Here is a 23,229-nt window from a genome sequence, read left to right on the forward strand (position 1 = left end):
GCGGGCACCTTCGGGTGCCCGCCTCTCGTCGTGCGCGGGAGGATCAGGGCGTGTCGGACCGCATCGCCGTCTACGGAACCCTGCAGCACGGCTCGGCCGCGTGGCACCTGCTGGAGCCGCTGGTCACCGGCCCGTCCGAGCGGGTCGAGCTGCCCGGAACGCTCTACGACACCGGCCGGGGCTACCCGGCACTGCGCCTCGACGGAGGTGGCCGGGTGCCCGCCCAGGTGTTCCGCCTGCGCGACCCCACCCGCGCCTGGCCGCTCCTGGACCACTACGAGGGCCCGGACTACGAACGCCACCTCATCACCGTCGCGGGCGGGTCGTGCTGGGTCTACTCCTGGCCGGGGCCGACCACCGGGTTCCGGCCGCTCCCCCGCGGCTGGCCACCCGCCTGAGCCGATCGGCCGGAGACCGGGCTGCGGCCTTCCCGCCCCGGATCTCCCACCCCAGGTCAGAGCGTTCCGGTTGCTGATCGGGTCCCACGGATTGACCCTTCACAGCACGTTCCAACGTTGCGATACTTGTTCAACCAGGCGGTACTACCCGGTGGAGGTGGGCCATGCTCCCCAGGGACGAGAGGCGCCGCCTGCGAGAGATCGAGCAGCAGCTCGTCGACGAAGATCCCCGGCTCGCGCGCAAGCTGAGCCAGACCAGCACGCTCGGTTACCTGCGTGCTCGCGTCTCGGTCCGGCTGGTGGCGGCGGCTTTCGCGGGCGTGCTGGCGATCATGTGCCTGTTCCTCGACGAGGGTGTGGCGGCGCTGACTTCGGCCGCGCTGGCGGGGCTGCTGATGATCTCCCGCACCTGGCGGGTCGAACTGCTCTGATCATCCACTGTGCCCGGTTCGCCCCGGCCGGCGAACACCCGGTGCTCGGGTGGTTCGGGCCCGCGTGGCCCGACACGTCGCTGGTGTGTCGGTGTGGTGCCCTGCCGCGCTCATGAGGAGAATCGGCGCGGACCTGCACCACTCGCTTCGCCGGGGAGTTCCACGATGACGACTGCTGCTTTCCTGGGCACCGGGACGATGGGCGCGCCGATGGTGCGCAACCTGGCCGCCGCCGGTTTCGACCTCCGGGTGTGGAACCGCACGCGCAGCCGCGCCGAGCCGCTCGCCGAGTGCGGCGCGGTCGTCACCGGTTCTCCAGCCGAGGCCGCCCGGGGCGCGGACGTGCTGATCACCATGCTGCTCGACGCCGACGCCACGATCGCCGCCGGTAGCGAGGCGGCAGCCGCGCTCAACCCGGGCGGGGTCTGGGTGCAGATGGGCACGATCGGTCTTCCCGGGACCGAGTCGGTGTGCGCCGCTGCGGCCGAGGTCGGCGGCATCGCCGTGGTGGACGCACCGGTGCTGGGCACGAAGATGCCCGCCGAGAAGGGCGAGCTGGTGGTGCTGGCCGCTGGTGCACCCGAGGTGCGCGAGCGCGTGCAGCCGCTGTTCGACGCGGTCGGCTCCCGCACCCGGTGGGTCGGCGAGAGCCCGTCGCAGGCGGCCGGGACCCGGATGAAGCTGGTGGCCAACAACTGGGTGCTGACGCTGACCAACGCCGTCGGCGAATCGATCGCGCTGGCCGAGGACCTCGGCGTGGACCCGTCGGAGTTCCTGGCCGCCATCGAGGGGACCGCTGTCGACTCCGCCTACGCCCACGTCAAGGGCAAGGCCATCATCAACGGCGAGTTCCCACCGGCGTTCGCCCTCAGCGCCGCCGCCAAGGACGCCGCTCTGGTCTCCCAAGCGGCGAGCGACGGCCTGCGGCTGGACCTGGCCGAGGCGGTCAGGGCCCGGTTCGCCCGAGCCCTGACCGCCGGTCACGGCGACGAGGACATGGCTGCGGTGTACTACGCCTCCCGGCCTTGACTCACCGCACGCGGCGTGGCGCGGGCACCGTGAAGCCGCCGTCGACGCGGATGTCGCGGGAGGATTCGCCGACCTCGACCCGGTAGTTGCCCGCGGCGACGGTCCACCTGCCGGCGAGCTGGTCCCAGTAGGCCAGCGAGCGGTCGGTGAGGGTGAACGTCACCGAAGCCGAGCGGCCCGGTTCGAGGGTGAGCTTGGTGAACCCCTTGAGCTGGCGCGGCGGCTGGGGCACGTCCTCGCGCGGCGAGGGCAGGCCCAGGTACAGCTGCGGCACCGCGTGCCCGGTGCGGGCACCGGTGTTGGTGACCACCACGCTCACCTCGGTGTCGGAGACCTCCAGGTCGGAGTAGCCGAAGGAGGTGTAGGACAGGCCGTGTCCGAACGGGAAGGCCGGTTCGACCTCGTGCGCGTCGTAGTGGCGGTAGCCGACGAAGACACCTTCGGTGAAGTGCACGTCCAGCCCCAGGCCCGGGTAGCGGGCGACGTCACCGGCGGTGGGCGTGTCGGCGTCGCTGTCGGGGAAGGTCAGCGGTAGCCGGCCTCCCGGGTCGACGTCGCCGAAGAGCACCCTGGCGAGGGCGGTTCCGGCGTTGGCGCCCGGGTACCAGGCCTCCACCAGCGCTCGCGTGCGGTAGCGCCACGGGGTGCGCACCGGACCGCCGGTCTCCAGCACGACGACGGTGTTGGCGTTGGCGTCCAGCACCGCGTCGATGATCGCGTCCTGGTCGGCCAGCGGGTTGCCCAGCGCGGGCGGCGGGAACTGGGCGACGCCGGAGTCGAGGTCGAGGTTCGGCTTGTCCAGGAACTCCGACATCATGTCGGAGACGACCACCACGGCGATGTCGGCGTTGCGCGCGGCTTCGGCCGCGGCCTGCGGCGTCCGGCCGGGCTCGTGCACGACGGTGATCCCGGCGTCGACGCCGCGCTGCTGGAGGCCCCGCAGCGGGGTGACGAAGCTGTACGGCGTGGTCGACGAGGAGCCACCGCCTTGCACGAACTCGTCGGCGGCGTCGCCGATCACCGCGATCGTGCTGCCCCGCAGCGCGTTCGCGTCCAGCGGCAGCAGGCCGTCGTTGCGCAGCAACGTCATGCCCTGCTCGGCCACGCGGCCGGCGATCTCGAGGTGCGCCGGCTTGTCGATCTGGCTCTCGTCGTCGGGGTACGCGGGACGGTCGACGATGCCGTGCGCGAACATGGTGCGCAGGATGCGGTGGGCGTGTTCGTCCACATCGGACGTCGCGGCCTGGCCGGTGGCCAGCGCGGTGCGGATCGCGGCGGGCGAGTACACCAGCGCGGGCCACGGCTCGAAGTCCATGCCGTTGGCCAGCGAGTTGCCGGTGGAGTGCATCGCGGCGTAGTCGGCGATGGTGTAGCCGGTGAAGCCCCACTCGTGCTTGAGCAGGTCGTTGAGCAGCCACTGGTGCTCGCAGGCGTACTGGCCGCCGACGCGGTTGTAGGAACCCATGACCGCGCCGACCCCGGCTTCGCGGACCGCGGCCTCGAACGGCGGGAGGTAGATCTCGCGCAGCGTGCGCTCGTCGACGACGGCGTTGTAGAGCATCCGCGACCCGACGACGCCCAGCTGGCCCTCCTGGACGTAGGCGGCGAAGTGCTTGACGCACACCAGAACGCCCTCGGAATGCGCACCCTCGGCCCAGCCGACGCCGATGCGCGAGGACAGCAGCGGGTCCTCACCGAAGCCTTCGAAGGCGCGGCCCGAGGTGGGCAGCCGCAGCACGTCAACGGTCGGCCCGAACACCACGTCGTTGCCCTTGCAGCGCACCTCGTTGGCGACGGTGGCGCCGTAGGTCGTGGCCAAGTCCGTGTCGAACGAGGCGGCCAGCGAGACGCCGGAGGGCATCGAGGTGCCGCTGCCCTGCCGGGAGCCCACCGGGCCGTCGCCGTAGTACACCGGCGGGACGCCGAGCCGGTCGACGCCGTGGCCGGTCCCGGTGTGCCCGGAGCCGGCGGCGCCGAACAAGTCGTCACCGCCGAGCAACGAGATCTTCTCGTCCCACGTCATCTCGCGGAGCACCAGCGACGCTCGTTCGTCGGGCGGCAGCCCCGGACCGCACCACGCGTGCTCACCACAGCGCCCCGGCGCGGCCGCCGCCGCACCCGTGGGCAGGACGGTGGCCAACCCGGCCAGTCCGGCGGCTGTCATCAGCGTCCGACGATTCACGTGCTGCATCTGGCGCAGGGCTCCCCTCATTCCGTACGTCGTACGATCCGCCCAGTCTCCGCCAGCGACGCGCGCAGATCATCACCCAGATGCAGTCACCTGAGCCACCAAGCCAGCCCAGGAACCGCCTGTCACGACCACGAACACCACCCCACCCGCCGCACGAGCCTCGAACCCCCGGCAACAAGCCGCTTCCCCACAACGGGAGACAGCCGCCCCCACCCAGCCTCCCTCGTGGTCTCACCCGAACCCGGTAGCCGCCTCCGGGCCGACCCTTGCGCGGGCTCACGACACTTCGCGCGACACGTCGTTCGGCTCCCGAACGACCCGGGATGGCCAGGGCCGGAGCTCGTCGGGGTGGAACACGGCGGCGAGTGGTGGGAAGGCGGCCGCGCTGATGACCCACGCACGGCCGGGTCGCCGGTGGCCGCGGCCTTGTCGGTGACGTCCCGGTTCTCGATGGCCGGTGACAGGCGCGGTCTTCGACGCGGGGGACGTCGCCCTGCGGGAGGGGCTTCAGACCCTCCCCGGCGCCTGCGGCCCGGCGGAAGGTGTACCTGTGCCGAGTTCGAGTCCCAGGGGGCCAACGATGACGATCTCGCTCGACAGCCAACAGCTGATGCGCTACCAGGCGCAGGCCCGCTCGCCCGTGGCCGCCTACCTCATGCTCGCCGTCTTCGGCGTGTTCGGCGTGCACCGGTTCTACGTCGACCGCGAGGGACCCGGCATCGCGCAGTTGGTGCTCACCCTCACGCTCGTCGGCTTGCCGGTGACGCTGGTGTGGGTCGTCGTCGACGCGTTCCTGCTGCACCGCTACGTCGTCGAGTGGAACCTCGACCTCGTTCAGCGGCTCAGCACCGACACGACGCTCACCGTCTGAGTCGCGGTGCGGAGCCGCGATGCCGGCAACGGAACCCGAGGCGAAAGCCCGGAACACGCCTCCACCGCCGACCGCACCACACCGCAACCAGCCGCCTCCGGGGTCCCATCCCGGCCCCGAAGGCCGCCTCCAGGACGACCCTTGCGCAGGCCCACGACATCACGCGCGAAATGTCGTTCGGCTCCCGAAGGACCCGGCGCGGACCGGGCGGTCCGCGAGCCGGGGCGGCAGGGCGTTCGGGTCAGGCGGGCGGGGTCGTGGGCTGGGAGGCGGCCATGCGCTGCCTGCGGTGGGCGGCCATGCGGACCGGGGCGTTGGCGACGCCGTACCCCGCGTAGTCGCCGACGCGTTGCACGAGCTCGAGGAACACCCGGGAGCCGAACAGCTCGGTGACCACGTGCAGGAACTCCCCGCCGGCGTCGCGGTCGTAGAGCACCGATCCCCGCCGAAGCGAGGCCAGCAGCTCGGGGTCGAGTGCGAAGCGGGCGTCGAGGTCGTCGTAGTAGTTGTCCGGGATCGGCAGCACAGGAGCACCGGACGCGCGCAGCCGTTCGGCCATCGCGAGCACGTCGGTGCAGGTGAAGGCGATGTGCTGCGGGTCGCGGACGGCCGGGGCCCACTCGCCGCGCCGCACCAGGGTGCCGTTGAGGGCGATGCGCACCGAGCAGGTGGCGTCGACCATGCCGCGGTTGCGGACCATCCCGAAGGGAGCCGCGTACTCGGTCACCTCCTCCGGTTCGAGGCCGAGCACCGAGCGGCAGAACAGCGCCGCCTCGTCGAAGTGGTCGAACGGCTGGGTCAGCGACACGTGGTCGATGCCGGTGATCAGCCCCTCGGGCGGAGTCGCGGAGTCGCGGAAGTCGGAGAGCCAGCCGTCGGGTGCTGAGGTGTCGCAGAAGAACACGCCGGTCCCGTCGGGCGCGGCGACCGAGGCCAGGCCTGCTTCCTGCGGACCGCGCTCGCGCGGCAGGATCGGCGAGCTCATCGCCTCGGCTCGCCGGGCCGAGCGCAGCGGGTCGGCGCTCTCCACCGCCAGTGCGCCGATCTCGGCGGTGTCCGGTTCGGAGGCGGAACTGTTGATCAGCACCCGCGCACCGCCCTGCTCCCAGCGGTGCACCGCTTTGCTGCGGTGCTCCCCGGTTTCGACGAAACCCAGCGCGGCCAGGCCGTCGGCGAGCCCGGTGGCGGTGGCGGGGTCGGCGAGGAGTTCGGCGAAGGCGTAGCCGTTGAGCTCGGGGGCGGGTTCGGCGACCGGGATCCCGAGCTGCTCCTCGAGCAACCGCAGCGAGCGCATCGCGTCCACTGCAGCGGGTTTCGGGTCCGCCTGCCGGAAGACGTCGTTGAACACCTCCAGCGACAGCGGACCGGTGTAGCCGGCCTCGAGGACGTTGCCCGCGAAGGTCGTCAGGTCGAACGAGCCCTGCCCGGGGAACAGTCGGTGGTGACGGCTCCACTGCAGCACGTCCATGTCCAGCTTCGGCGCGTCGGCGAGCTGCAGGTAGAACAACTTCTCGCCGGGGATGGTGCGGATGAGCGCGGGATCGCCGTCGCGGGAGAGCACGTGGAAGGAGTCCAGGCAGAGCCCCAGCGCGGGGTGGTCGGCGCGGCGCACGATCCGCCACGAGTGCTCGTAGGTGTTGACGAAGCGGCCCCAGGCCAGCGCCTCGTAGGCGACCCGCATGCCGCGCGCCTGGGCGTGCTCGGCGAGGGTGCGCAAATGCTCGGCGGCCAGTTCGTCGTCGTCGACGGCCTCCGGGGACACCGTCGAGCACACCAGGACCAGGTCGGTGCCCAACTGCTCCATGACGTCGAACTTGCGCTCGGCGCGGCGCAGGTTCTCCCGCAACCGCGCGGGCGGAACCGCTTCGAAGTCGCGGAAGGGCTGGTATAGGTCGACCGACAGGCCCAGCTCGCGGCAGTGCGCACCGATCTCGGCGGGCGAGGCGGCCGAAGCGATCAGGTCGTTCTCGAAGATCTCCACGCCGTCGAAACCGGCGGCAGCGGCGGCGACGAGCTTGTCCTCCACGGTGCCCGACAGGCAGACGGTGGCGATGGACCGTCGTGGCTCAGACATGCGCTCCCTCCAGTTCGGCGAAGTGCCGCAGCATCCGCTCGGCGTCCGGTTCCAGTCCGGTGAACAAGCGGAAGGCGTCCACCGCTTGGAAGACCGCCATGCCACCACCGTCGAGCACCCGGCAGCCGTTGCGACGCGCGGTCACCACGAGTTCGGTCTCCAGGGGCCGGTAGACGACGTCGGCGACCCACAGCTGCGGGCGCAGCAGCTCGACCGGCACCGGCAGGCCCGGGTGGGCTGCCATGCCTGTCGGCGTGGCGTGCACGAGACCGTCCGCCTTCTCCAGTTCCTCGGCGAGGTCGCCGCCGACCACGGCGCGCTCGGGCAGGGAGAAGGCCAGCGCGGCGGCGCGGTCGGTGTCGACGTCGACGATCCGCACTTCCCCCGCACCCAGCCGCAGCAACGCGTGCGCCACCGCTGCCCCGGCGCCGCCGGCGCCGAGCAGCAGCACCCGGTCCAGTTCGACGTCGGGCAGTCCGCGCTGGAGGCTGCGGGCGAACCCGGAGTGGTCGGTGTTGTGCCCGAGGGCGCGACCGCCGTCGAAGACGACGGTGTTGACCGCGCCCAGGGCCGCTGCGTCCTCGTCGACCTCGTCGAGGTGGTCGAGCACGAGCTGCTTGCAGGGGTGTGTGATGTTCAGCCCCCGGTAGCCCTGCGCGCGAGCGCGGGCCAGCAGGTGCCCGACGGCGCTCGGCGGCACCTCGATCTCGTCGAGGTCCCACCGCTCGTAGCGGTAGTCGAGGCCGAGCTCGGCGGCCTCCCGCTCGTGCAACGCCGGGCTCAGCGACGGGCCGATGCCCGATCCGATGAGCCCCACCAGGTAGCCGTCGTGCACTCCGCACTCCCCATCAAGTAACGAACTAGCTAGTTAATAGTAGGCACACGAAGCGCCGGGCCGGAAGAGCCCGTGCATTAGAGTGGCCGTGAAGTGCAACAACCGCAGGGGAGCATCGTGGCCGCACCGACGTCCGACACCGGAGCGATCAAGCAGCGCGACGCCGACCGGACCCGCGCCGAGATCCTGCGGGTGGCCACCGAGGAGTTCGCCGACAAGGGCTACGCAGGCGCCAGGGTGGACGAGATCGCGGCTCGCACCAGCACCACCAAGCGGATGATCTACTACTACTTCTCCGGCAAGGAACAGCTCTACCTCGCCGCGCTGGAGAACGCGTACTCGGTCATCCGCGGGCTGGAGAGCCAGGTGGACGTCGAGGCGCTCGAACCGGCCGAGGCGATCCGCAAGCTCGCCGAGCTGACCTTCGACCACCACGAGTCGCACCCGGACTTCCTGCGGCTGGTCAGCATCGAGAACATCCACCGCGCCGAGCACCTGACCAAGTCCGACCTGCTGCCCGGGCTGGCCGGGCCCGCGGTGGAGGTCCTGGAGGGCGTGCTGCGGCGCGGGCGGGAGGCCGGCCAGTTCCGCGACGACGTCGACGCGCTGGACGTGCACATGATGATCAGCTCGTTCTGCGTGTTCCGCACCGCCAACCGCTACACGTTCCAGGCGATCTTCCAGCGCGACCTGCTCGACCCGCAACGGCGTGACCACTACCGGCGCATGCTCGGCGACATGGTCCTCGACTTCCTGTCACGAACGTAGAACGCACCCTTGACACGCGTGCACGGGCGCTTCACAGTCTTGAGAACTAACTAGATGGTTCATAAGTCACCGCGCAACGGTGCACGGACTTCCCGGAGCAGACAGTGACCGACGGCCCCAGAGCCACCCAGGGCAAACCGCGCAAGGCCGCGATCGCCGCGTGGATCGGAAGCGCACTCGAGTACTACGACTTCTTCATCTACGGCACCGCCGCCGCCCTGGTCTTCAACAAGATCTTCTTCCCCACCTCCGACCCGACGACCGGCACCCTGCTGGCACTGGCCTCCTTCGGCGTCGGCTACCTGGCACGGCCGATCGGCGCGTTCGTCCTCGGCCACATCGGCGACGCCTTCGGCCGCAAGCGCGTGCTCGTCGCCACCGTCCTGCTGATGGGGATCTGCACGGTCCTGGTCGGGTGCCTGCCCACCTACGACCAGATCGGCGTGGCCGCACCGGCGCTGCTGGTCGCTCTGCGCCTGCTGCAAGGGTTCTCCGCAGCCGGTGAGCAGGCCGGCGCGAACTCGATGTCGCTGGAGCACGCCCCCGCGCACCGGCGCGCGTACTACACCAGCTTCACCCTCAGCGGCACCCAAGCCGGGCAGATCCTGGCCACCGCGGTGTTCCTGCCGGTGGCAGCGCTGCCGGAGGAGCACCTCATCACGTGGGGCTGGCGGGTGCCGTTCTGGCTCAGCGCGATCGTGGTCGTCGTCGCTCTGGTGATCCGCAGCAAGCTCGACGAAACCCCCGTGTTCGTCGAGGAGGTCGCCGAGACCAAGCGCGAGAAGACCCCGCTGCTGCCGCTGTTCCGCGACCACTGGGCCGGTGTGCTGCGGGTGGTCGTCGCCTCCGTGATCGCCGCAGTGAGCACCATCTTCACCGTCTACGCGCTCAGCTACGCGGTCAACACCGTGGGCCTGGCCAAAACGCCGATCCTGTGGGTGGGCGTGCTGGCCAACGTCGTCGCGCTGGCGGCGATCCCGATGTGGGCGGCCCTGGCGGACCGGATCGGCCGCAAGCCGGTGTTCATCGGCGGTTCGGCAGGGTGCGCCGTCCTGATGTTCGGTTACCTGTGGTCGCTGTCGACGGGCAACTGGGCGCTCATCTTCACCTCCGGCATCCTGCTGTTCGGCGTGGTCTACAGCGCCACCAACGGGATCTGGCCCGCCTTCTACGGCGAGATGTTCCCGGCGAAGGTGCGGCTGTCCGGCATGGCCGTGGGCACTCAGATCGGGTTCGCGCTGGCCGGGTTCTCCCCCACCATCGCCGAGGCCATCGGCGGTGGAGCCGACGGCTGGGTCTACGTCGCCCTGTTCACGGCCGGTCTGTGCGCGCTGAGCATCATCGCCGTCGCCTCCGGCCGCGAGACCCGCGACGTCCCGACCCCGGAGCTGGGCCTGCGCAAGACCCCGGCCGCGGTCTGACACCTCCCCTCCCCCCACCCCGGTCGCAGTGGAGACCTCATCCACCGCGGCCGGGGTTTTCCCGTTCGCACGCACCGGATCTCGCTCCGTGGGAGCACGAGGTCGAGCGTTGACCTCCGCGTGACGCGCTGCCAACATCCGTGGCGTGTTCATCAGGAACGCCTTCTCCTGGCGGCTGCACGTCGATCTGCGACGGCAGGCCAGCTCCACCTGTCCGGCTCACTGACGAGCCCTTCGCGACTCCGCGCGGTCCTCTGCGGGACCGCGGTGGTCGACGTCCTTCACACCCGGTCTTCCCCGAGACGGGGAGCTGACCGGTTCCTCGCGCGCACCCGCTGACGTCCCGTCGTGCGGGGTGATCCGTCGCGCCCCGGCAGATGGAGTGGAAAGCCTTGCACCGTCGTCAATTCCTGTCCTTGTTCGCAGCCGGCTCGGCCGCCGGGCTGCTCGCCGCGTGCTCGGGAGGCAGCGGAGGTGACGCCGAGTCCGCACCCGTGCCACCACCGGTGCCCACCGACCAGCTCGCCGGGGTGACCTTGCGGGTCGGTGACCAGAAGGGAGCGTCCCAGTCGCTGCTGCGCTCGGCCGGGCTGGACGACTTCCCGTACCGGGTCCAGTGGGCCACCTTCACCTCCGGCCCTCCGCTGCTGGAAGCGCTGTCGGCCGACGCCATCGACATCGGCGGCACCGGCAACACTCCCCCGCTGTTCGCCGCAGCCGCCAAGGCCGACATCAAGATCGTCGCCGCCTCGCAGGGCAACGTGACCAGCGACGCCCTGGTCGTGCTGCCGAACTCACCGCTGCGGTCGCGGGAGCAGTTGCGCGGCCGCACGATCGCGGTCTCCAAGGGCAGTTCCGCGCACGGCCAGATCCTGCAGACCCTCGCCGCCGTCGGTCTCACCCCCGACGACGTCGAACTCGTCTTCCTGCAGCCCGCCGACGCGCTCGGCGCGTTCAAGCAGGGATCGGTGGACGCCTGGGCGATCTGGGACCCCTACTTCTCGCAGGTCCAGCTCGAAGCCGGTGCGCGGTCCCTCGCCGACGGGCGCGGTGGCGGGGCGAACGGCTACAGCTTCCAGGTCGCGAGCACCGCGGCGCTGGCCGACGCCCACCGCAACTCGGCGATCGCCGACTACCTGACCCGGCTGGCCAAGGCCAACCGATTCGCCCACGCCCACCGCGAGGAGCGCGCCCGGGCCTGGTCGGAGGACACCGGGTTGCCGATCGAGGTCACCCGCAGGGCCACCGAACTCGGCCCGGACCTGCCGGTCCCGCTCGACGACCGGGTCATCCGGTCCGAGCAGGAACTGGCCGACGCCTTCGTCGCGGCCGAGGAGATCCCGCGCAGGTTCGACTTCGCCGAGTTCGTCGACAACCGCTTCGCGACCCAGCTCGCCACCGCCTAGAGGACGCGCCATGCCCATCACCACCCACTGGTTCCTGCCGACGCACGGTGACGGCCGGTCGGTCGTCGACCGCCCGCACACCACGCCGACGGGCGCCGACACACCACGCCGCCCCGACATCGACTACCTCGCGCAGGTCGCCCAAGCCGTCGAAGGGCTCGGCTTCACCGGGATGCTCACGCCCACCGGCAGCTGGTGCCAGGACGCCTGGATCACCACGGCAGCGCTGCTGGCGCGCACCAAGCGGATCAAGTTCTTGGTCGCCTTCCGCCCGGGCTCGCTGTCCCCGACGCTCGCGGCGCAGCTCGCGAGCACCTACCAGAAGGTTTCCGAGGGCCGTCTGCTGCTCAACATCGTCACCGGCGGGGAGTCGACCGAGCAGCAGCGCTACGGCGACTGGCTCGACCACGACGAGCGCTACGCGCGCACCGACGAGTTCCTGGCCGTCTTGCGCGGCATCTTCGCGGGCGGGCCCGTCGACTTCGACGGAGAGCACTACAGCGTGCGCGGAGCGACGTCGTTCGAGCCGCCGGACCCGGCACCGCCGCTGTACTTCGGGGGATCGTCGGACGCGGCGCTCCCGGTGGCCGCGCGCCGCGCCGACGTGCACCTGACCTGGGGCGAGCCGCCGAGCGCGGTGAGCCGCAAGGTGCAGCGACTGCGCGAGCTGGCCGCAGAGCAGGGCCGCGAGCTGCGGTTCGGCTTGCGCGCGCACGTCATCACCCGCGACACCAGCGCGGAGGCGTGGGGCACCGCGCAGCGGTTCCTGGAGCAGATGGACCCGGCCGACGTCGCCGCGTCGCAGGCCAAGATCGCCCGGACCGAAGCGGTCGGCCAGCAGAAGATGGCCGAGCTGCACGGTGGCGCGCTGCCCAGCAGCGCCCGTGACCTGGAGGTCCACCCCGGCTTGTGGGCCGGTGTCGGGTTGCTGCGCGGTGGTGCCGGAACCGCGCTGGTGGGCAGTCATTCGGAGGTCGCCGACCTCATCGAGGAGTACCACGAGGTGGGCATCGACGAGTTCGTGCTGTCGGGCTACCCGCACTTGGAGGAGGCCTACTGGTTCGGCGAGGGCGTGCACCCCGAGCTCGCCCGGCGTGGCCTGCGCGGCTCGAACCCGTCCGCGGCTGCGCGCGAGCTGACCGTCGCACCGCACTGACCTGGAGACGAGGACGGCCCCGGCCATGTGGCCGGGGCCGTCCTCGTGCTCAGTAGCGGTTGTTGCCGGGCGCCGGGCGCTGCGGCGGGCGACCGCCGGGGGCGCCTGGGCGGCCGGGGCCACCCGGAGGCTGCGCGCCCGGACGACCCGCTCCCGGTGGCGGACCCGCGGGCGGGGCGCCCTGCGGACGCCCCTGGTTCGGCCCACCGGGACGACCTTGGCCCGGAGCCGGGGGGCGCCCGCCCTGGTTCGGCGGGTTGGCCGGCGGGCGCCCCTGGTTGGGCGCTCCGGGACGGCCACCGCCGGGCGGCTGCGGGCCGGGACGCCCCTGGCCCTGACCCTGCCCCTGGCCGGCCGGACGTCCCTGCCCGGGGGCGCCGGGGCGGCCCTGCCCGGAACCGGGGCGTCCGCCCGGCCGGCCGGCGGGCGGCTGGGCGCCCCGCTCAGGCCAGGAGGTCTCCGCGCGGGAGGGCCTGCGGTCCTCGTGCTCGAAGGCCAGGTCGAAGTCGTCGTCGTCACGCCGCCTGCGGCGAGGCAGCCGCACCGGCGCCTTGCCCGCCTGCTTGCGGCTGTTGACCCAGAGGTCGAAGCCGAAGATCGCCAGGGCCATGATCAGCAGGATCAGGCCGAGCAACGGCACGTCCAGGACCAGCGCCGTCACCAGTGCGAGTACCAGCATCACGATGATCGGTACCCACGCGAACGGGTCGATCCGGTCCAGGATCGCGGAGACCCCGCCGGAATCGTCGTGGTCCGCGTCACGTGCCATCGAGACTCTCCACCTTCACTCTGCGCCCGGCCGCGGAAGTGTACCGGAGAACGACCTCCGGACCCGCGACCCGCACCCGCGCCAAGCGGGCACGATCACGCCTTGTGTACGCCATCATCGACCGGCCAAGCAGACCTGGGCGACCCAGGCCCCGCCCCGGCCGGTTCCGGCGCGGGACGCGTTCGGCGTCTCGCCGCCGCCCGCCGCGCGGACCGGTGAAGATCATACGCACAGACGGGTTTCCCCCCGTTCCCACCGGCCCCCTCACAGCGCCGATGCGGAGGACTCCACGGGGTGACCAGGTATTGCACTGGCGGATGTTCGCGGACCCGTAGGAAGGAGGCGGTTGCACGCGGCGGAAATGCTCAGTCCTCTGTGGATCGTTCGGCCGGCCCGCCGAGAATGCGCGATCAGGAGTTGATCACTCAGGGCCCATGACTCCTCTGCGGCGTCGTCACCCTTCGCCCTACAGGCGAACGGGTTTCGACCCCGCAGCAACGGCGAGGAGATCAACTGCGCACTCCGCCAGTGAGAAGATCAGAAAAGCCGCTGTGCCCGCTCGTCCTCATTTCGGTGACCGATCAGCGGATTTCGAGGTGCTGGTGATCGAAACGTGGTGAGCACGGGCTGCCGAACGCGCGGCGAGCGGACGGAAATGCGTGGGGAAAGCGTTCTGCCGAGCGTGCAGAACGGACTGTTCCGGTCCGGGTCCCAGGAAAGTGATCGGAGAGGCTCGTCACCTGACGCTGACGCGGCTTCCGCTGTAGCCGTCGACCTCGCCGACGGCACACCAGCGGTCGAACACTCCGTGCAGGTCAGCGACCGCGTCGGCTCCTCGCGCAACCCTGCCGCACGTGCCCGGCCCGCCAGGAACCTGGTCGCCGCCACACCCCGCCTCCGCCGAGCGCCCGGACCTGCCCGTGGACCGGCTGCGCGGGGCTGGGGACCTGTTCAGCCCGGGCGGGCCGCGGCGAAGGTCCTGCTGCACGCCGCCTCCTGCACCCTCGACACCGACCGGAGCCTGCACCTCCGGGTCGAGCTCCCGTGGCAGGACGCGGGCAGACGCAGAGCGGGCCGCCCACGCCCGGTAGTGCTCGTCAAGATCAACGACCGGCCGCCGCGAGCCCGAGCCAGGACGCAGTCCTATGTGGATGCGCCGTCACACGGCGGTGCGGTCCAGGGCGTGGCGGACGAGCGTGAGCAGCACCTGCTTGCACAGCTCCCGGTCGCGGGCGTCGCAGATGACGATCGGCACCTCGGACGGGACCACCAGGGCGTCGCGCACTTCCTCGGGTTCGTAGCGGTACCCGTCGTCGAAGACGTTGACCGCCACCACGAACGGGATGCTGCGCCGCTCGAAGAAGTCCACCGAGGCGAACGCTTCGTGCAGCTTGCGGGTGTCCACCAGGACCACCGCGCCGACCGCGCCCAGCGCGAGGTCGTTCCACAGCGGCCAGAACCGGTTCTGGCCCGGTGCGCCGAACAGGTACAGCACGACCTCGTCGGAGATGGTGATGCGGCCGAAGTCCAGCGCGACCGTGGTCGTCTCCTTGCGGTCGACGCCGCGGAGGTCGTCGACCCCCTCGCTGGCGACGGTCATCTCCTCTTCGGTGGTCAGCGGCGGGATCTCGCTGACCGCACCGACCATCGTCGTCTTGCCGACGCCGAACCCACCGGCCACGACGAGCTTCACCGGTACCGGCGCCCGATCGTCGCCGCCCTGCGCAGCACCTCGGGCGGACCGCGCCGGAACAGCCGGTTCCCACACGACTTTCGGATCCGCCACCCTAGAGTCTGCTGAGCCCACGGTACACCTGCTCCAAGATCTCCCTGCTGACTTCGGTACGAGGCGTGCGCACGAAGACGGCACCGTGGTCGAGCAGGTCACCGCACAGCACCCGGACCACGCCCATCGGCTGCCCCAGCGACACGGCGAGCTCGGCGAGCGACACGGGTCGGTGGCAGGCCTCCAGGATCGCGCGGTGCTCGGGCGTGAGCTCGAGCTCTGGAGCCTCGGGCTGCGGCTCGACGGTGAGCACCTGGGTCGCCGTGTCGAGCCGGTGCTTGTGCTGCCCGGGAGTGCGACCGCGCGTGATCGTGTACGGCCGGACCATGGGGCCGGCTTCGTCGTCGTACCACGCCTCCTCCACGGTCAGGTCCTCTCCGCGGCCACACCGTGCAGCTCCCGCGGCGCGGCCGACAGGAACGAGCCGACACGGGTGATCAGCCGGCCCATCTCGTAGGCGACCAGCTCGATGTCGGTGTCCGCGGCCGACAGCACCGCCAGGCAGGCGCCGCTGCCCGCCGCCGAGACGAACAGGAAGCCGTGCTCCATCTCGACGTGGGTCTGCGCGACCTGGCCGCAGCCGAAGTCCTTGCTCACGCCCTTGCCGATGCTGCGCATGCTCGACGCCGCGGCGGCCAGCTTGTCCCCCGCGTCCCGGTTCAGCCCCGCCGACTTGGCGATGACCAGGCCGTCGTTGGACAGGACCACGGCGTGGTCCGCTCCGTGCACTCCCCGCACGAAGTCGTCCAGCAGCCAACTCAGTTTCGATGCCCTCTCGGTCATGCCACCTCACCTGCACTCGCTCATCGTCCGGGTCTGCTCACGAGCCGCTGCTGTCTCGTTCGTCGACGCCGCCTCGGAACGCGCGGCGGAAGCCCGCCAGCTTGCTCGGCGAGGCGACCACCGCCTCTTCGGCGTCGGGATCGTCCTGGAGCCCGTCGGCCAGGTGCGTCTGCGGCACCCGCTTCGGCAGGGCAGGACGGTTCTGCTCCTCGCGCTGGGGTCCCTGGTCCTGCGCGGGTTCGTCGAGCGCCGCTGCGGACCCGGTGCTCGCGTCGGCCGAGGTGTCGTCCGCGCCGGTCGCGGGCTGGTCGGTCATCCTGCCATCCCAGCTCATCTCGCGCGGTTGCGGCACCGCCGTTCGTCCGGCTCGCGCACCGTTGATCGGCTGAGGCTCGTCGCTGGTCCAGTCCTCCAGGTTCCCGGCGAGGTCGTGGCGCCGCTGCACGGCGTCGACCGGCACCTGCGCGGTGTCGCCGTCGCTGCGCCGGGGGCCGGTGTCCAGGATCCGGTGCGGCAGCAGCACGGTGGCCCGCGCGCCGCCGTAGGCGGAGGCACCGAACTCCACGGAGATCTCGCGGCGCGAGGCCAGCCGGGCGGCGGTGAACAGGCCGAGCTGCTCGGCCTTGTTGTTCTCCAGCACGAGCCGGTCGAACTCGGGAGGCTCGTGCATCATCTCGTTGGCCTTCCGCCGGGTCTCGGGGTCCATGCCCAGGCCCTGGTCGGAGATGTCGATCGCGATCCCGCGCGCGACCTCGTCGACCCCCACGTGCACCTGCGTGGACGGCGGGGAGAACGCGGTGGCGTTGTCGATCAGCTCGGAGAGCAGGTGGATCGTGTCGCCCACGGCGGCGCCGTGCAGCATCACGTCCGGCACGCGGTCGATGACCACCCGCGAGTACTGGTCGATCTCGGAGATCGCCGACCGCAGCACGTCCATCAGCGCCACCGGGCGGGTCCACCGGCGACCGGGCTGCTGGTCGCCGAGGACCAGCAGGTTCTCCACCGTGCGACGGGCCCGGGTGGTGGAGTTGTCCAGCTCGAACAGCGTGGCCAGCTGCTGGGAGCTGCCCTCGTCGCGTTCCAGCTGGTCGATCGTGGTGTGCATGCTGCGCAGCAGCCGCTGGATGCGGTGCGCCATGCCGACGAAGACCACCCGCGCGCCCTGCCGGGCCCGGGCCTCGCCGACGGCGGCCTGCACCGCTTCCCGCTGGAACAGCTGGATGGCGTGGGCGACCTCGCCGACCTCGTCGCTGCCGTAGTGCTTCAGGCCGTCGACCTCAGCGTCGACGTCGACCGCCTCGCCCTCGCGGAGCCTGCGAACCACGTCGGGCAGCCGTTCGGCCATGGCCAGCGAGTCGGTGCGCAAGCCCTGCAACCGGGTCAGCAGCGCGTCGTCGACGACCACGCGGTACACGCGGCGGGCGAAGAGGAACGAGACGACCGAGATCGCCAGGGCTGCCAGGCCGCCGAGCAGCACCGTCCACAGCGTGCCGGTCGCACGGCTGACGGCACCGGCGGCGACCAGCTCGCTCTGGGTGCGGACCAGGTTCGACATCTCGGCACCGATGTCGTTGGTCATCCGGCGCCAGTCCTCGGCGCGCAGCTGCGGGCGATCGCCCGGACCGAACGGGCCGTGCGCGATGAGCTGGTCCTCGGCGAGGGCCAGCTGCTTCCAGTCCGGGTTGGCGGTCATCGCCGCGTAGCGCTGGCGCACCTCCGGCAGCAACGTGGTCGCGGTGGTCGCGACGGTGGTGCGGTGGCCGACGATGTGGCCGGTGAGCTGCCGGTGCTCGGCGGGGGTCAGTTCTTCCCTGGCCAGCGCCGTGCCGACCACCGACGATTCGCGGGAGAGCATGTCCGAGGCGCGGAACAGCGCCACCGCCGCGAGCGCTCCCTGGCGCGCTTCGGGGTCCGGCGTGATCCGCGACTGGATGTCGAAGAGCCGCGTCGCGGTGTCGAACATCGCGTCGTAGAAGGCGTTGAGCTCGTCGACGCTCACCTCGCCGGTGGCGATGCGGTGGCGCATCCCGGGCAGCCGCTCGAAGTGGCCGTTGAGCTCGTACATCGGCTCGACGACGTGGTCTGGGGCCGATCCCAGCACCGGGCCGGCCTTCTCGGCGAGCTGCTGCAGCGCGCCGTCGGTGGCGCGCTGCTGGCCGAGCAGCTCCGCGGTGGGCGTGCCGGGCCGGTTGAGGACCTCCAAGCTGCGGAGGCGTTCGCGCTGCACCTGGTCCAGGGCGTTGACCGCGGGCAACGACATCTCCTGCACGCTGGTGGCGATCTGCCGGGAGAAGATCGCGTCGAACGCGAACAGCGAGCACCCCACCGCCCACAGCACCGCCACGACGACCCACGGGACGAACACCGCCCAGGTCAGCCGCGACCGGATCGAAGCGGTTCCGGCACGTCGTCTTCCGGGACCTGGCGAGGATGAGGAGTCGTCTCGGATCGTCACTTCCACGTTCTTCCCACCGATGGTCTTCCGCCCACGCCAGGGCTCACCCCAGCGGCCCGACAATGCGTTCCCCCGATACGGCGCGCACCTTATCGGATGATCTTCGCTCAATCGTGGAGGCTGGCGGGTTCTCCACAACACAGCTGGACGGGCCACGGTTCTGCTGGGATTTTTCCCGGAGAACCGGGCTCGCGCGGAAGCCGTGGGAAATGGCGAGGCGGGTGCGCGCTCTCGATTTCCGCATTCCCCGCTAGATCACTCGAATGGAGTCCGGGAACATCACTCTCCGGAATTGTCGCCGCATTTCGCTCCTCTTCTTCTCGGCGACCGGGTGAACCGTCAGAACACGCGCCTTGCTTCGTCGGCGGCCTCGCGCAGCAGCGGCAGCCGCGCCGGGCCAGCCAGCCCGAGGTGGTACAGGTGCAGCTCGCTCGCCCCGGCCGCGCGCAACCGGCGCACGTGGTCGGCGAGGTCGCCGGCCTGCGGACCGACGGCCGTCACGTACGCGCCCACCTCGCGTGCGGCGGTGGCCCCGGCGGCGGCGACCTCCTCCGGTCCGGTCGAGCTCCAGCACGGCAAGACCACACCGTCGACCTCGCTCGCCGCGCTCGGGGTCAGACCCGGCAACGCCCCTGTGGCCCAGACATCGGCGCTGCCGTGCAGCAGCACCCGGCGGCCTGGCCCCACGGCGTCCAGCACCGCACGGCGCAGCAGGTCCGCCGCGTCGTGGCGGCCCGCCAGCAGAGCGGCGCGCAGCTCGTCGGGCAGGTCGTCGGTCGTGGCGGTCAGGTCACCGCTCGCGATGGTCCGGCGGACCTCGGTGCGCAGCAGCTCGCGCACCTCCTCGGCGTCGAAACCCGTCCAGCTGCGCGCGCACGCCGGGCAGCAGCACACCGACAGCAACCGGGCCGCGACCGGCGACCAGACCGCGTCGGTCTTCTCGTGCTGGTGCTGGTGCACCGCACCGAGCTGGCCGCACGCCTCCAGCACCACCGAGCGCACGTCGAGCCCGCCCAGCCCGACCTCGGTGAGCCGCGCTGCGTAGTCCCGCACCTCGGCGTGCGAAGGGCACAGCGCCCACGGGTAGACCTCGTCGAAGCAGTTGCGCACCGCGACGTCGGGGAAGCGCCCGCCCAGCAACGAGTTGTGCGTCAGCACCAGCCACGCGGCGGCCGCGACGCCGCAGCGGTTGAGCTCGGCGACCGCCTCACCGGCGCAGTCCGGGCCGACCCAGTCCGGCTCGGCGGGGCGCAGCCTGCCCCACCCGGCGCCCGCCGGTCGGTAGAGCGCCGCGTGCCGGGCCAGCACCGCGCTGCGGGTCTCGTCGAACGGGGTCGCCGCGCGGGCGCTGTGGTAGGCGACCGCGACGGCGACCTCGTCGACCCCGGAGTCCGCGACCCGGTCGGTGAAACCGGACCGGACGTCCCAGGGGTAGGCGTAACCGGTGACGCGGGCGCTCATCGTGCGACCGCCGCGCTCTTCTCCTTCGCGGCGCGGTCCAGCACGTCGAGCATCTCGTCGACCTCCTCGCTCCGCTCCGACGCGACCGCGCCGAGTCCGACGAACAGCACCAGTGACACCATGATCGGTGTGGCCACGGTGGCCGTCTGGGTGGCGTCCACGCCGTAGTGGAGCACCGCGTAGGTGAGCAGCCCACCGGCCCACGACACCAGCGCCGCGCGGGCGCCGCAGCGGCGGAACCACGGCAGCATGCCCAGCAGCAGCGGCACCGAGATCGGTCCCATCAGGGCCGCGACCCACGACACCACGATGGAGAGCACACCGCCGAGGCTCTCGGCCTGCGTCGCGACCAGCATGCTCAGCGCGATGAAGCCGAAGGTCGCGATCCGGCCGGCGCGCAGCCGCTGCACCTCACCGAACTCGCGGGCCTTGCGCCACAGCACCGGCAGCATGTCGCGGGTGATCACCGCCGAGATCGCGTTGGCGTCGGAGGCGACCATGGCCATGGTGTGCGAGAACATGCCCGCCAGCACCAGACCGATCATCCCGGCGGGCAGCAGCTCCTCGGTCATCGCGGCGTAGGAGGTCGTCGGGTCCTCCAGACCCGGCACGAACAGCGGAGCCGCGAACATCGGGAACATCAGCACCAGCGGCCAGACCAGGTACAGCGCGGAGGAGAGCAGCGCTCCCCGCCGGGCCGCGTGGTTGTCCGGCGCGGCCATGTAGCGCTGCGCCAGGTTCCACATCCCTCCGTTGTACTCCAGGGTTTTCACCAGCACGTACACCAGGAGGAAGACCGTCGTGTAGTCCTCGGTGACCGGTGAGAGGTGTCCCGCGGGCAGCCGGTCCCACATCGTCCACAGGCCCGAGACGCCACCGAGCGCGGACAGCACGGCCCAGATCATCACGACACCCGCCAGGCCCTGGATCACGAACTGCCCGAAGTCGGTGAGCGCGTCGGCCCACAACCCGCCGGCCGTGCAGTACAGCAGCGTGACGCCGCCGGTCACCAGGATCCCCACCAGGATCGGCACACCGGCGAAGGACTCGAGCAGGATCGACACCGCGAACCACTTCGAGGCCACGTCGAAGACCTTCAGCGAGGCACCGCTCCAGGCCAGCGCCTGCTGGGTCGGGATGTTGAAGCGCCGGGCCAGGAACTCCAGCGGCGAGGCCACGCCGAACTGCGCGCGAAGCTGGTTCCAGCGCGCGGCGAACAGCCACGCGCCGATCGCCACACCGATGCCGATGGAGGCGAAACCCCAGAAGTAGACGGTGACGCCTTGGCTGTAGGCGACTCCGGCGTAGGCGACGAACAGCACCGCGCTGTAGCCGGACATGTGGTGCGAGATCCCGGCCAGCCACCAGGGCATCCGGCCACCGGCGATGAAGAAGTCCTTGTCGTTCTTGACCTTCCGGTGCGACCACCAGCCGATGCCGACCATCAAGCCGAAGTACCCGACGACCATGACCCAGTCCAGCGCGTGCACCGGTCCACCCCTCCACATCCGATGAACTCATGAACTCCGCTGCTGTTGAGCTCGCTGCGGGATCGTCGTCGCCCCGGGCGCGTGCGCCGGATGCGTGGTGCCTCGACGCGCCTGGAGGAAAGCGCTTCCCCGACGAGCCGAGCGGTCGCGCTGGTGCTGCCGCGCGACGGTGAAACGTGTTTCGTGAAGTTCCGGAGCCGGACGCTAGTATGACGTCGATCACGTGTCAACCAGCGTTCGCACTCCCAGCACGCAACCGGAAATCCTTGCCACGGGGAGGAAAACCGTGTCAGAACGCATCCTGATCACCGGCGCGGCCGGCGGCATCGGCACCCTCGTGCGGCCACGGCTGCGCAAGCAGGGCCGGACGCTGCGGCTGCTGGACATCACCCGGCCGGCTCCGCCAGAGGCGAGCGAGGACGTCGAGATCGTCGAGGGCAGCGTGACCGACGCGGACACCATGGCGCTGGCCTGCGAGGACGTCGACGCGATCCTCCACCTCGCCGGGCACAGCCGCGAGAACAGCTGGGCCGAAACACTTTCGGTCAACATCGACGGCACCCGCACGGTCCTCGAAGCCGCGCGGAAGTCCGAGGTGCCCCGGGTCCTGCTCGCCTCCAGCAACCACGCCGCGGGGTTCCGGCCGGTTTCGGAAACCGCGACGCTGGCCGCTGATTCGGCGCCGCGCCCGGACACCTACTACGGGGTCAGCAAAGCGGCGGTGGAAGCGCTCGGCAGCCTCTACCACTCGCGGTTCGGCATGGACGTGATCTGCCTCCGCATCGGCTCGTGCTTCGAGGAGGTGCACGACGAACGCGGGCTGGGACTGTGGCTGTCCCCCGACGACGCAGCTCGGCTCTTCGAGGCCTGCCTGTCGTGCCGGTCGCCGGGCTACCGCGTCATCTGGGGAGTGTCGGCCAACACCCGGCGCCCGGTTCCGCTGGACGAGGCCGAAGCGCTCGGCTACCGCCCGCAGGACGACGCGGAGGTCTTCGCCTCCCAGGTCACCCCGGGCACCGACCACGACCTCCTCGGCGGCCCCTTCACCACCGCACCCCTGGGCGCGCCGAACTAGCTGCTCGGCCGAGCGCAGGGCTGGGCGGCTCGGTGCACGGGGGGTCAGCCGGGTGTGTCGACATGCCCGGTGTGCTCACCTCCGGGGCGTGCCGCTGGTTCCGGCCCCAGGACGACGTCCGCGCACGCTGGTGTCGCGTCCACCACGCCGCCTCCGGTCCCGTCAGCTCCTAACCCTGCTTGCTGGCCTTCTTGGCGGCCCGGCGCATCTGGACCATGCGCGCGGTGCCCGCGAGCCAGACCAGCACACCGCCGACGATGGCGGCGAACAACAGCGCCAGTCCCAAGGGCAGGCTGAACTCCAGGCCCAGGAAGGAGACGGTCACGGCCACGAAGTTCTGCGCGACGAAGATCAGCAGGAACATCAGCACGACACCGGCGACGGCCAGCGCGGCCCACAGCGTCCCGGTCCGGCTCTGCTTCGCGGCGAGCTCGTGCCGCCCGGCTCCGGGCCGGGTCTCGGTCTCGCGCGTGTCCCCGGCCTTCTCCACGGCACCCGCACCGCCGGCTCCCGCTCCGGCGCCCTCGGCGGTGCCGTTCCCGGCAGCGGCACCCTCGGCGGTCAGCTCCGAGGGGTCGGCCCTGCGCTCCGGCCCAGCTCCGACGTCCTTCGACCCGTTCTCAGACATACCAACCATCATCAACCGCACCCCACCGGCCACCCCACCCCCCACACCGCCCTGTCACCTGTTCGATACCAACCCCGGTCGTGAGCGGGGGTAACGACATGTCGCGCGAGATCAACGCTCCCGGCGTGTTGCAGGCGGTCGACGTGTCGGCGGTCAGCGCAACGCGGTGCTCGCCAGGGCGTGCCTCACCGGTCCACGACCC

General features: G+C 71.3%; 20 protein-coding genes. 9 read left to right on the plus strand and 11 right to left on the minus strand.

Going from position 1 to position 23,229, the window contains the following annotated elements; genetic code table 11:
• Positions 1 to 50 precede the first annotated feature (50 nt).
• The 3 genes from EIL87_RS02925 (at position 51) to EIL87_RS02935 (ending at position 1,858) form a co-directional block, all read left to right on the plus strand.
• Positions 51 to 398, plus strand: a complete 348-nt coding sequence (locus EIL87_RS02925; RefSeq protein ID WP_158628571.1) for a gamma-glutamylcyclotransferase family protein — start codon at positions 51 to 53, stop codon at positions 396 to 398.
• Positions 399 to 562: 164 nt separating this feature from the next.
• Positions 563 to 829 carry a DUF3040 domain-containing protein gene (locus tag EIL87_RS02930; RefSeq protein WP_125088576.1) on the plus strand — a complete coding sequence of 89 codons (267 nt, stop codon included), beginning with the start codon at positions 563 to 565 and terminating at the stop codon, positions 827 to 829.
• A 165-nt stretch (positions 830 to 994) separates the two neighbouring features.
• Positions 995 to 1,858 carry an NAD(P)-dependent oxidoreductase gene (locus EIL87_RS02935; RefSeq protein ID WP_125088577.1) on the plus strand — a complete coding sequence of 288 codons (864 nt, stop codon included), beginning with the start codon at positions 995 to 997 and terminating at the stop codon, positions 1,856 to 1,858.
• A gap of 1 nt (position 1,859) precedes the next feature.
• Here EIL87_RS02935 and EIL87_RS02940 read toward each other — a convergent pair whose 3' ends face one another.
• Complete coding sequence (locus tag EIL87_RS02940; RefSeq protein WP_199740214.1) at positions 1,860 to 4,022, minus strand: beta-glucosidase; 2,163 nt, start codon at positions 4,020 to 4,022, stop codon at positions 1,860 to 1,862.
• 607 nt (positions 4,023 to 4,629) lie between these two features.
• Between EIL87_RS02940 and EIL87_RS02945 the strand changes: the two genes are divergently transcribed.
• Positions 4,630 to 4,920, plus strand: a complete 291-nt coding sequence (locus EIL87_RS02945) for an NINE protein (RefSeq protein ID WP_125088579.1) — start codon at positions 4,630 to 4,632, stop codon at positions 4,918 to 4,920.
• A gap of 241 nt (positions 4,921 to 5,161) precedes the next feature.
• Here EIL87_RS02945 and EIL87_RS02950 read toward each other — a convergent pair whose 3' ends face one another.
• Positions 5,162 to 6,994, minus strand: a complete 1,833-nt coding sequence (locus tag EIL87_RS02950) for a bifunctional sugar phosphate isomerase/epimerase/4-hydroxyphenylpyruvate dioxygenase family protein (RefSeq protein ID WP_125088580.1) — start codon at positions 6,992 to 6,994, stop codon at positions 5,162 to 5,164.
• A complete protein-coding gene (locus EIL87_RS02955; protein WP_125088581.1) occupies positions 6,987 to 7,829 on the minus strand; it encodes a shikimate dehydrogenase in 843 nt (280 codons plus the stop codon). The genes EIL87_RS02950 and EIL87_RS02955 overlap by 8 nt, the downstream gene beginning before the upstream one ends.
• Positions 7,830 to 7,946: 117 nt before the next feature.
• On the opposite strand from EIL87_RS02955, the gene EIL87_RS02960 reads away from it, so the two are divergent.
• The 4 genes from EIL87_RS02960 to EIL87_RS02975 all read left to right on the plus strand — a co-directional run bounded on the left by EIL87_RS02960 (position 7,947) and on the right by EIL87_RS02975 (position 12,580).
• Positions 7,947 to 8,597, plus strand: coding sequence for a TetR/AcrR family transcriptional regulator (locus EIL87_RS02960; protein WP_125088582.1), 651 nt, complete (start codon positions 7,947 to 7,949; stop codon positions 8,595 to 8,597).
• 104 nt (positions 8,598 to 8,701) lie between these two features.
• On the plus strand, positions 8,702 to 10,018 hold the full coding sequence (locus tag EIL87_RS02965) for an MFS transporter (RefSeq protein ID WP_125088583.1): 1,317 nt from the start codon (positions 8,702 to 8,704) through the stop codon (positions 10,016 to 10,018).
• A gap of 392 nt (positions 10,019 to 10,410) precedes the next feature.
• Complete coding sequence (locus EIL87_RS02970) at positions 10,411 to 11,424, plus strand: ABC transporter substrate-binding protein (RefSeq protein ID WP_233575978.1); 1,014 nt, start codon at positions 10,411 to 10,413, stop codon at positions 11,422 to 11,424.
• Between the two features lie 10 nt (positions 11,425 to 11,434).
• Positions 11,435 to 12,580 (plus strand): LLM class flavin-dependent oxidoreductase, encoded by a 1,146-nt coding sequence (locus EIL87_RS02975; protein WP_125088584.1) that lies wholly within the window; start codon positions 11,435 to 11,437, stop codon positions 12,578 to 12,580.
• Between the two features lie 49 nt (positions 12,581 to 12,629).
• Here EIL87_RS02975 and EIL87_RS02980 read toward each other — a convergent pair whose 3' ends face one another.
• The 7 genes from EIL87_RS02980 to EIL87_RS03010 all read right to left on the minus strand — a co-directional run bounded on the left by EIL87_RS02980 (position 12,630) and on the right by EIL87_RS03010 (position 21,324).
• Entirely contained in the window at positions 12,630 to 13,349 is a 720-nt protein-coding gene (locus EIL87_RS02980) for a hypothetical protein (protein ID WP_125088585.1), read from the minus strand.
• A 1,159-nt stretch (positions 13,350 to 14,508) separates the two neighbouring features.
• Positions 14,509 to 15,042, minus strand: a complete 534-nt coding sequence (locus EIL87_RS02985) for a GTP-binding protein (protein ID WP_267898796.1) — start codon at positions 15,040 to 15,042, stop codon at positions 14,509 to 14,511.
• Between the two features lie 94 nt (positions 15,043 to 15,136).
• Positions 15,137 to 15,499, minus strand: a complete 363-nt coding sequence (locus tag EIL87_RS02990) for a DUF742 domain-containing protein (protein WP_125088586.1) — start codon at positions 15,497 to 15,499, stop codon at positions 15,137 to 15,139.
• Between the two features lie 2 nt (positions 15,500 to 15,501).
• On the minus strand, positions 15,502 to 15,918 hold the full coding sequence (locus EIL87_RS02995; protein WP_125088587.1) for a roadblock/LC7 domain-containing protein: 417 nt from the start codon (positions 15,916 to 15,918) through the stop codon (positions 15,502 to 15,504).
• Between the two features lie 37 nt (positions 15,919 to 15,955).
• Positions 15,956 to 18,283, minus strand: coding sequence for a sensor histidine kinase (locus EIL87_RS03000; protein WP_125088588.1), 2,328 nt, complete (start codon positions 18,281 to 18,283; stop codon positions 15,956 to 15,958).
• 429 nt (positions 18,284 to 18,712) lie between these two features.
• The gene (locus EIL87_RS03005) at positions 18,713 to 19,834 is read right to left on the minus strand and encodes a hypothetical protein (RefSeq protein ID WP_125088589.1); all 1,122 of its coding nucleotides are present in this window, start codon (positions 19,832 to 19,834) and stop codon (positions 18,713 to 18,715) included.
• Complete coding sequence (locus EIL87_RS03010) at positions 19,831 to 21,324, minus strand: sodium:solute symporter family protein (RefSeq protein WP_125088590.1); 1,494 nt, start codon at positions 21,322 to 21,324, stop codon at positions 19,831 to 19,833. The genes EIL87_RS03005 and EIL87_RS03010 overlap by 4 nt, the downstream gene beginning before the upstream one ends.
• Positions 21,325 to 21,610: 286 nt before the next feature.
• Here EIL87_RS03010 and EIL87_RS03015 point away from each other — a divergent pair, with 286 nt between their 5' ends.
• Positions 21,611 to 22,399, plus strand: coding sequence for an NAD-dependent epimerase/dehydratase family protein (locus tag EIL87_RS03015; RefSeq protein WP_233575979.1), 789 nt, complete (start codon positions 21,611 to 21,613; stop codon positions 22,397 to 22,399).
• 169 nt (positions 22,400 to 22,568) lie between these two features.
• Here EIL87_RS03015 and EIL87_RS27300 read toward each other — a convergent pair whose 3' ends face one another.
• Positions 22,569 to 23,027 carry a LapA family protein gene (locus EIL87_RS27300; RefSeq protein WP_233575980.1) on the minus strand — a complete coding sequence of 153 codons (459 nt, stop codon included), beginning with the start codon at positions 23,025 to 23,027 and terminating at the stop codon, positions 22,569 to 22,571.
• Between the last annotated feature and the right edge of the window lie 202 nt (positions 23,028 to 23,229).

This window comes from Saccharopolyspora rhizosphaerae (assembly GCF_003931915.1).
GTDB classification, from domain to species: domain Bacteria; phylum Actinomycetota; class Actinomycetes; order Mycobacteriales; family Pseudonocardiaceae; genus Saccharopolyspora; species Saccharopolyspora rhizosphaerae.

Bases quoted from the DNA above. Each gene is read 5' to 3' on its own strand.
- EIL87_RS02930 (WP_125088576.1), top strand. From the start codon at position 563: ATGCTCCCCAGGGACGAGAGGCGCCGCCTGCGAGAGATCGAGCAGCAG.
- EIL87_RS02935 (WP_125088577.1), top strand. From the start codon at position 995: ATGACGACTGCTGCTTTCCTGGGCACCGGGACGATGGGCGCGCCGATG.
- EIL87_RS02940 (WP_199740214.1), bottom strand. From the start codon at position 4,022: ATGACAGCCGCCGGACTGGCCGGGTTGGCCACCGTCCTGCCCACGGGT.
- EIL87_RS02945 (WP_125088579.1), top strand. From the start codon at position 4,630: ATGACGATCTCGCTCGACAGCCAACAGCTGATGCGCTACCAGGCGCAG.
- EIL87_RS02950 (WP_125088580.1), bottom strand. From the start codon at position 6,994: ATGTCTGAGCCACGACGGTCCATCGCCACCGTCTGCCTGTCGGGCACC.
- EIL87_RS02975 (WP_125088584.1), top strand. From the start codon at position 11,435: ATGCCCATCACCACCCACTGGTTCCTGCCGACGCACGGTGACGGCCGG.
- EIL87_RS02980 (WP_125088585.1), bottom strand. From the start codon at position 13,349: ATGGCACGTGACGCGGACCACGACGATTCCGGCGGGGTCTCCGCGATC.
- EIL87_RS02995 (WP_125088587.1), bottom strand. From the start codon at position 15,918: ATGACCGAGAGGGCATCGAAACTGAGTTGGCTGCTGGACGACTTCGTG.
- EIL87_RS03005 (WP_125088589.1), bottom strand. From the start codon at position 19,834: ATGAGCGCCCGCGTCACCGGTTACGCCTACCCCTGGGACGTCCGGTCC.
- EIL87_RS27300 (WP_233575980.1), bottom strand. From the start codon at position 23,027: ATGTCTGAGAACGGGTCGAAGGACGTCGGAGCTGGGCCGGAGCGCAGG.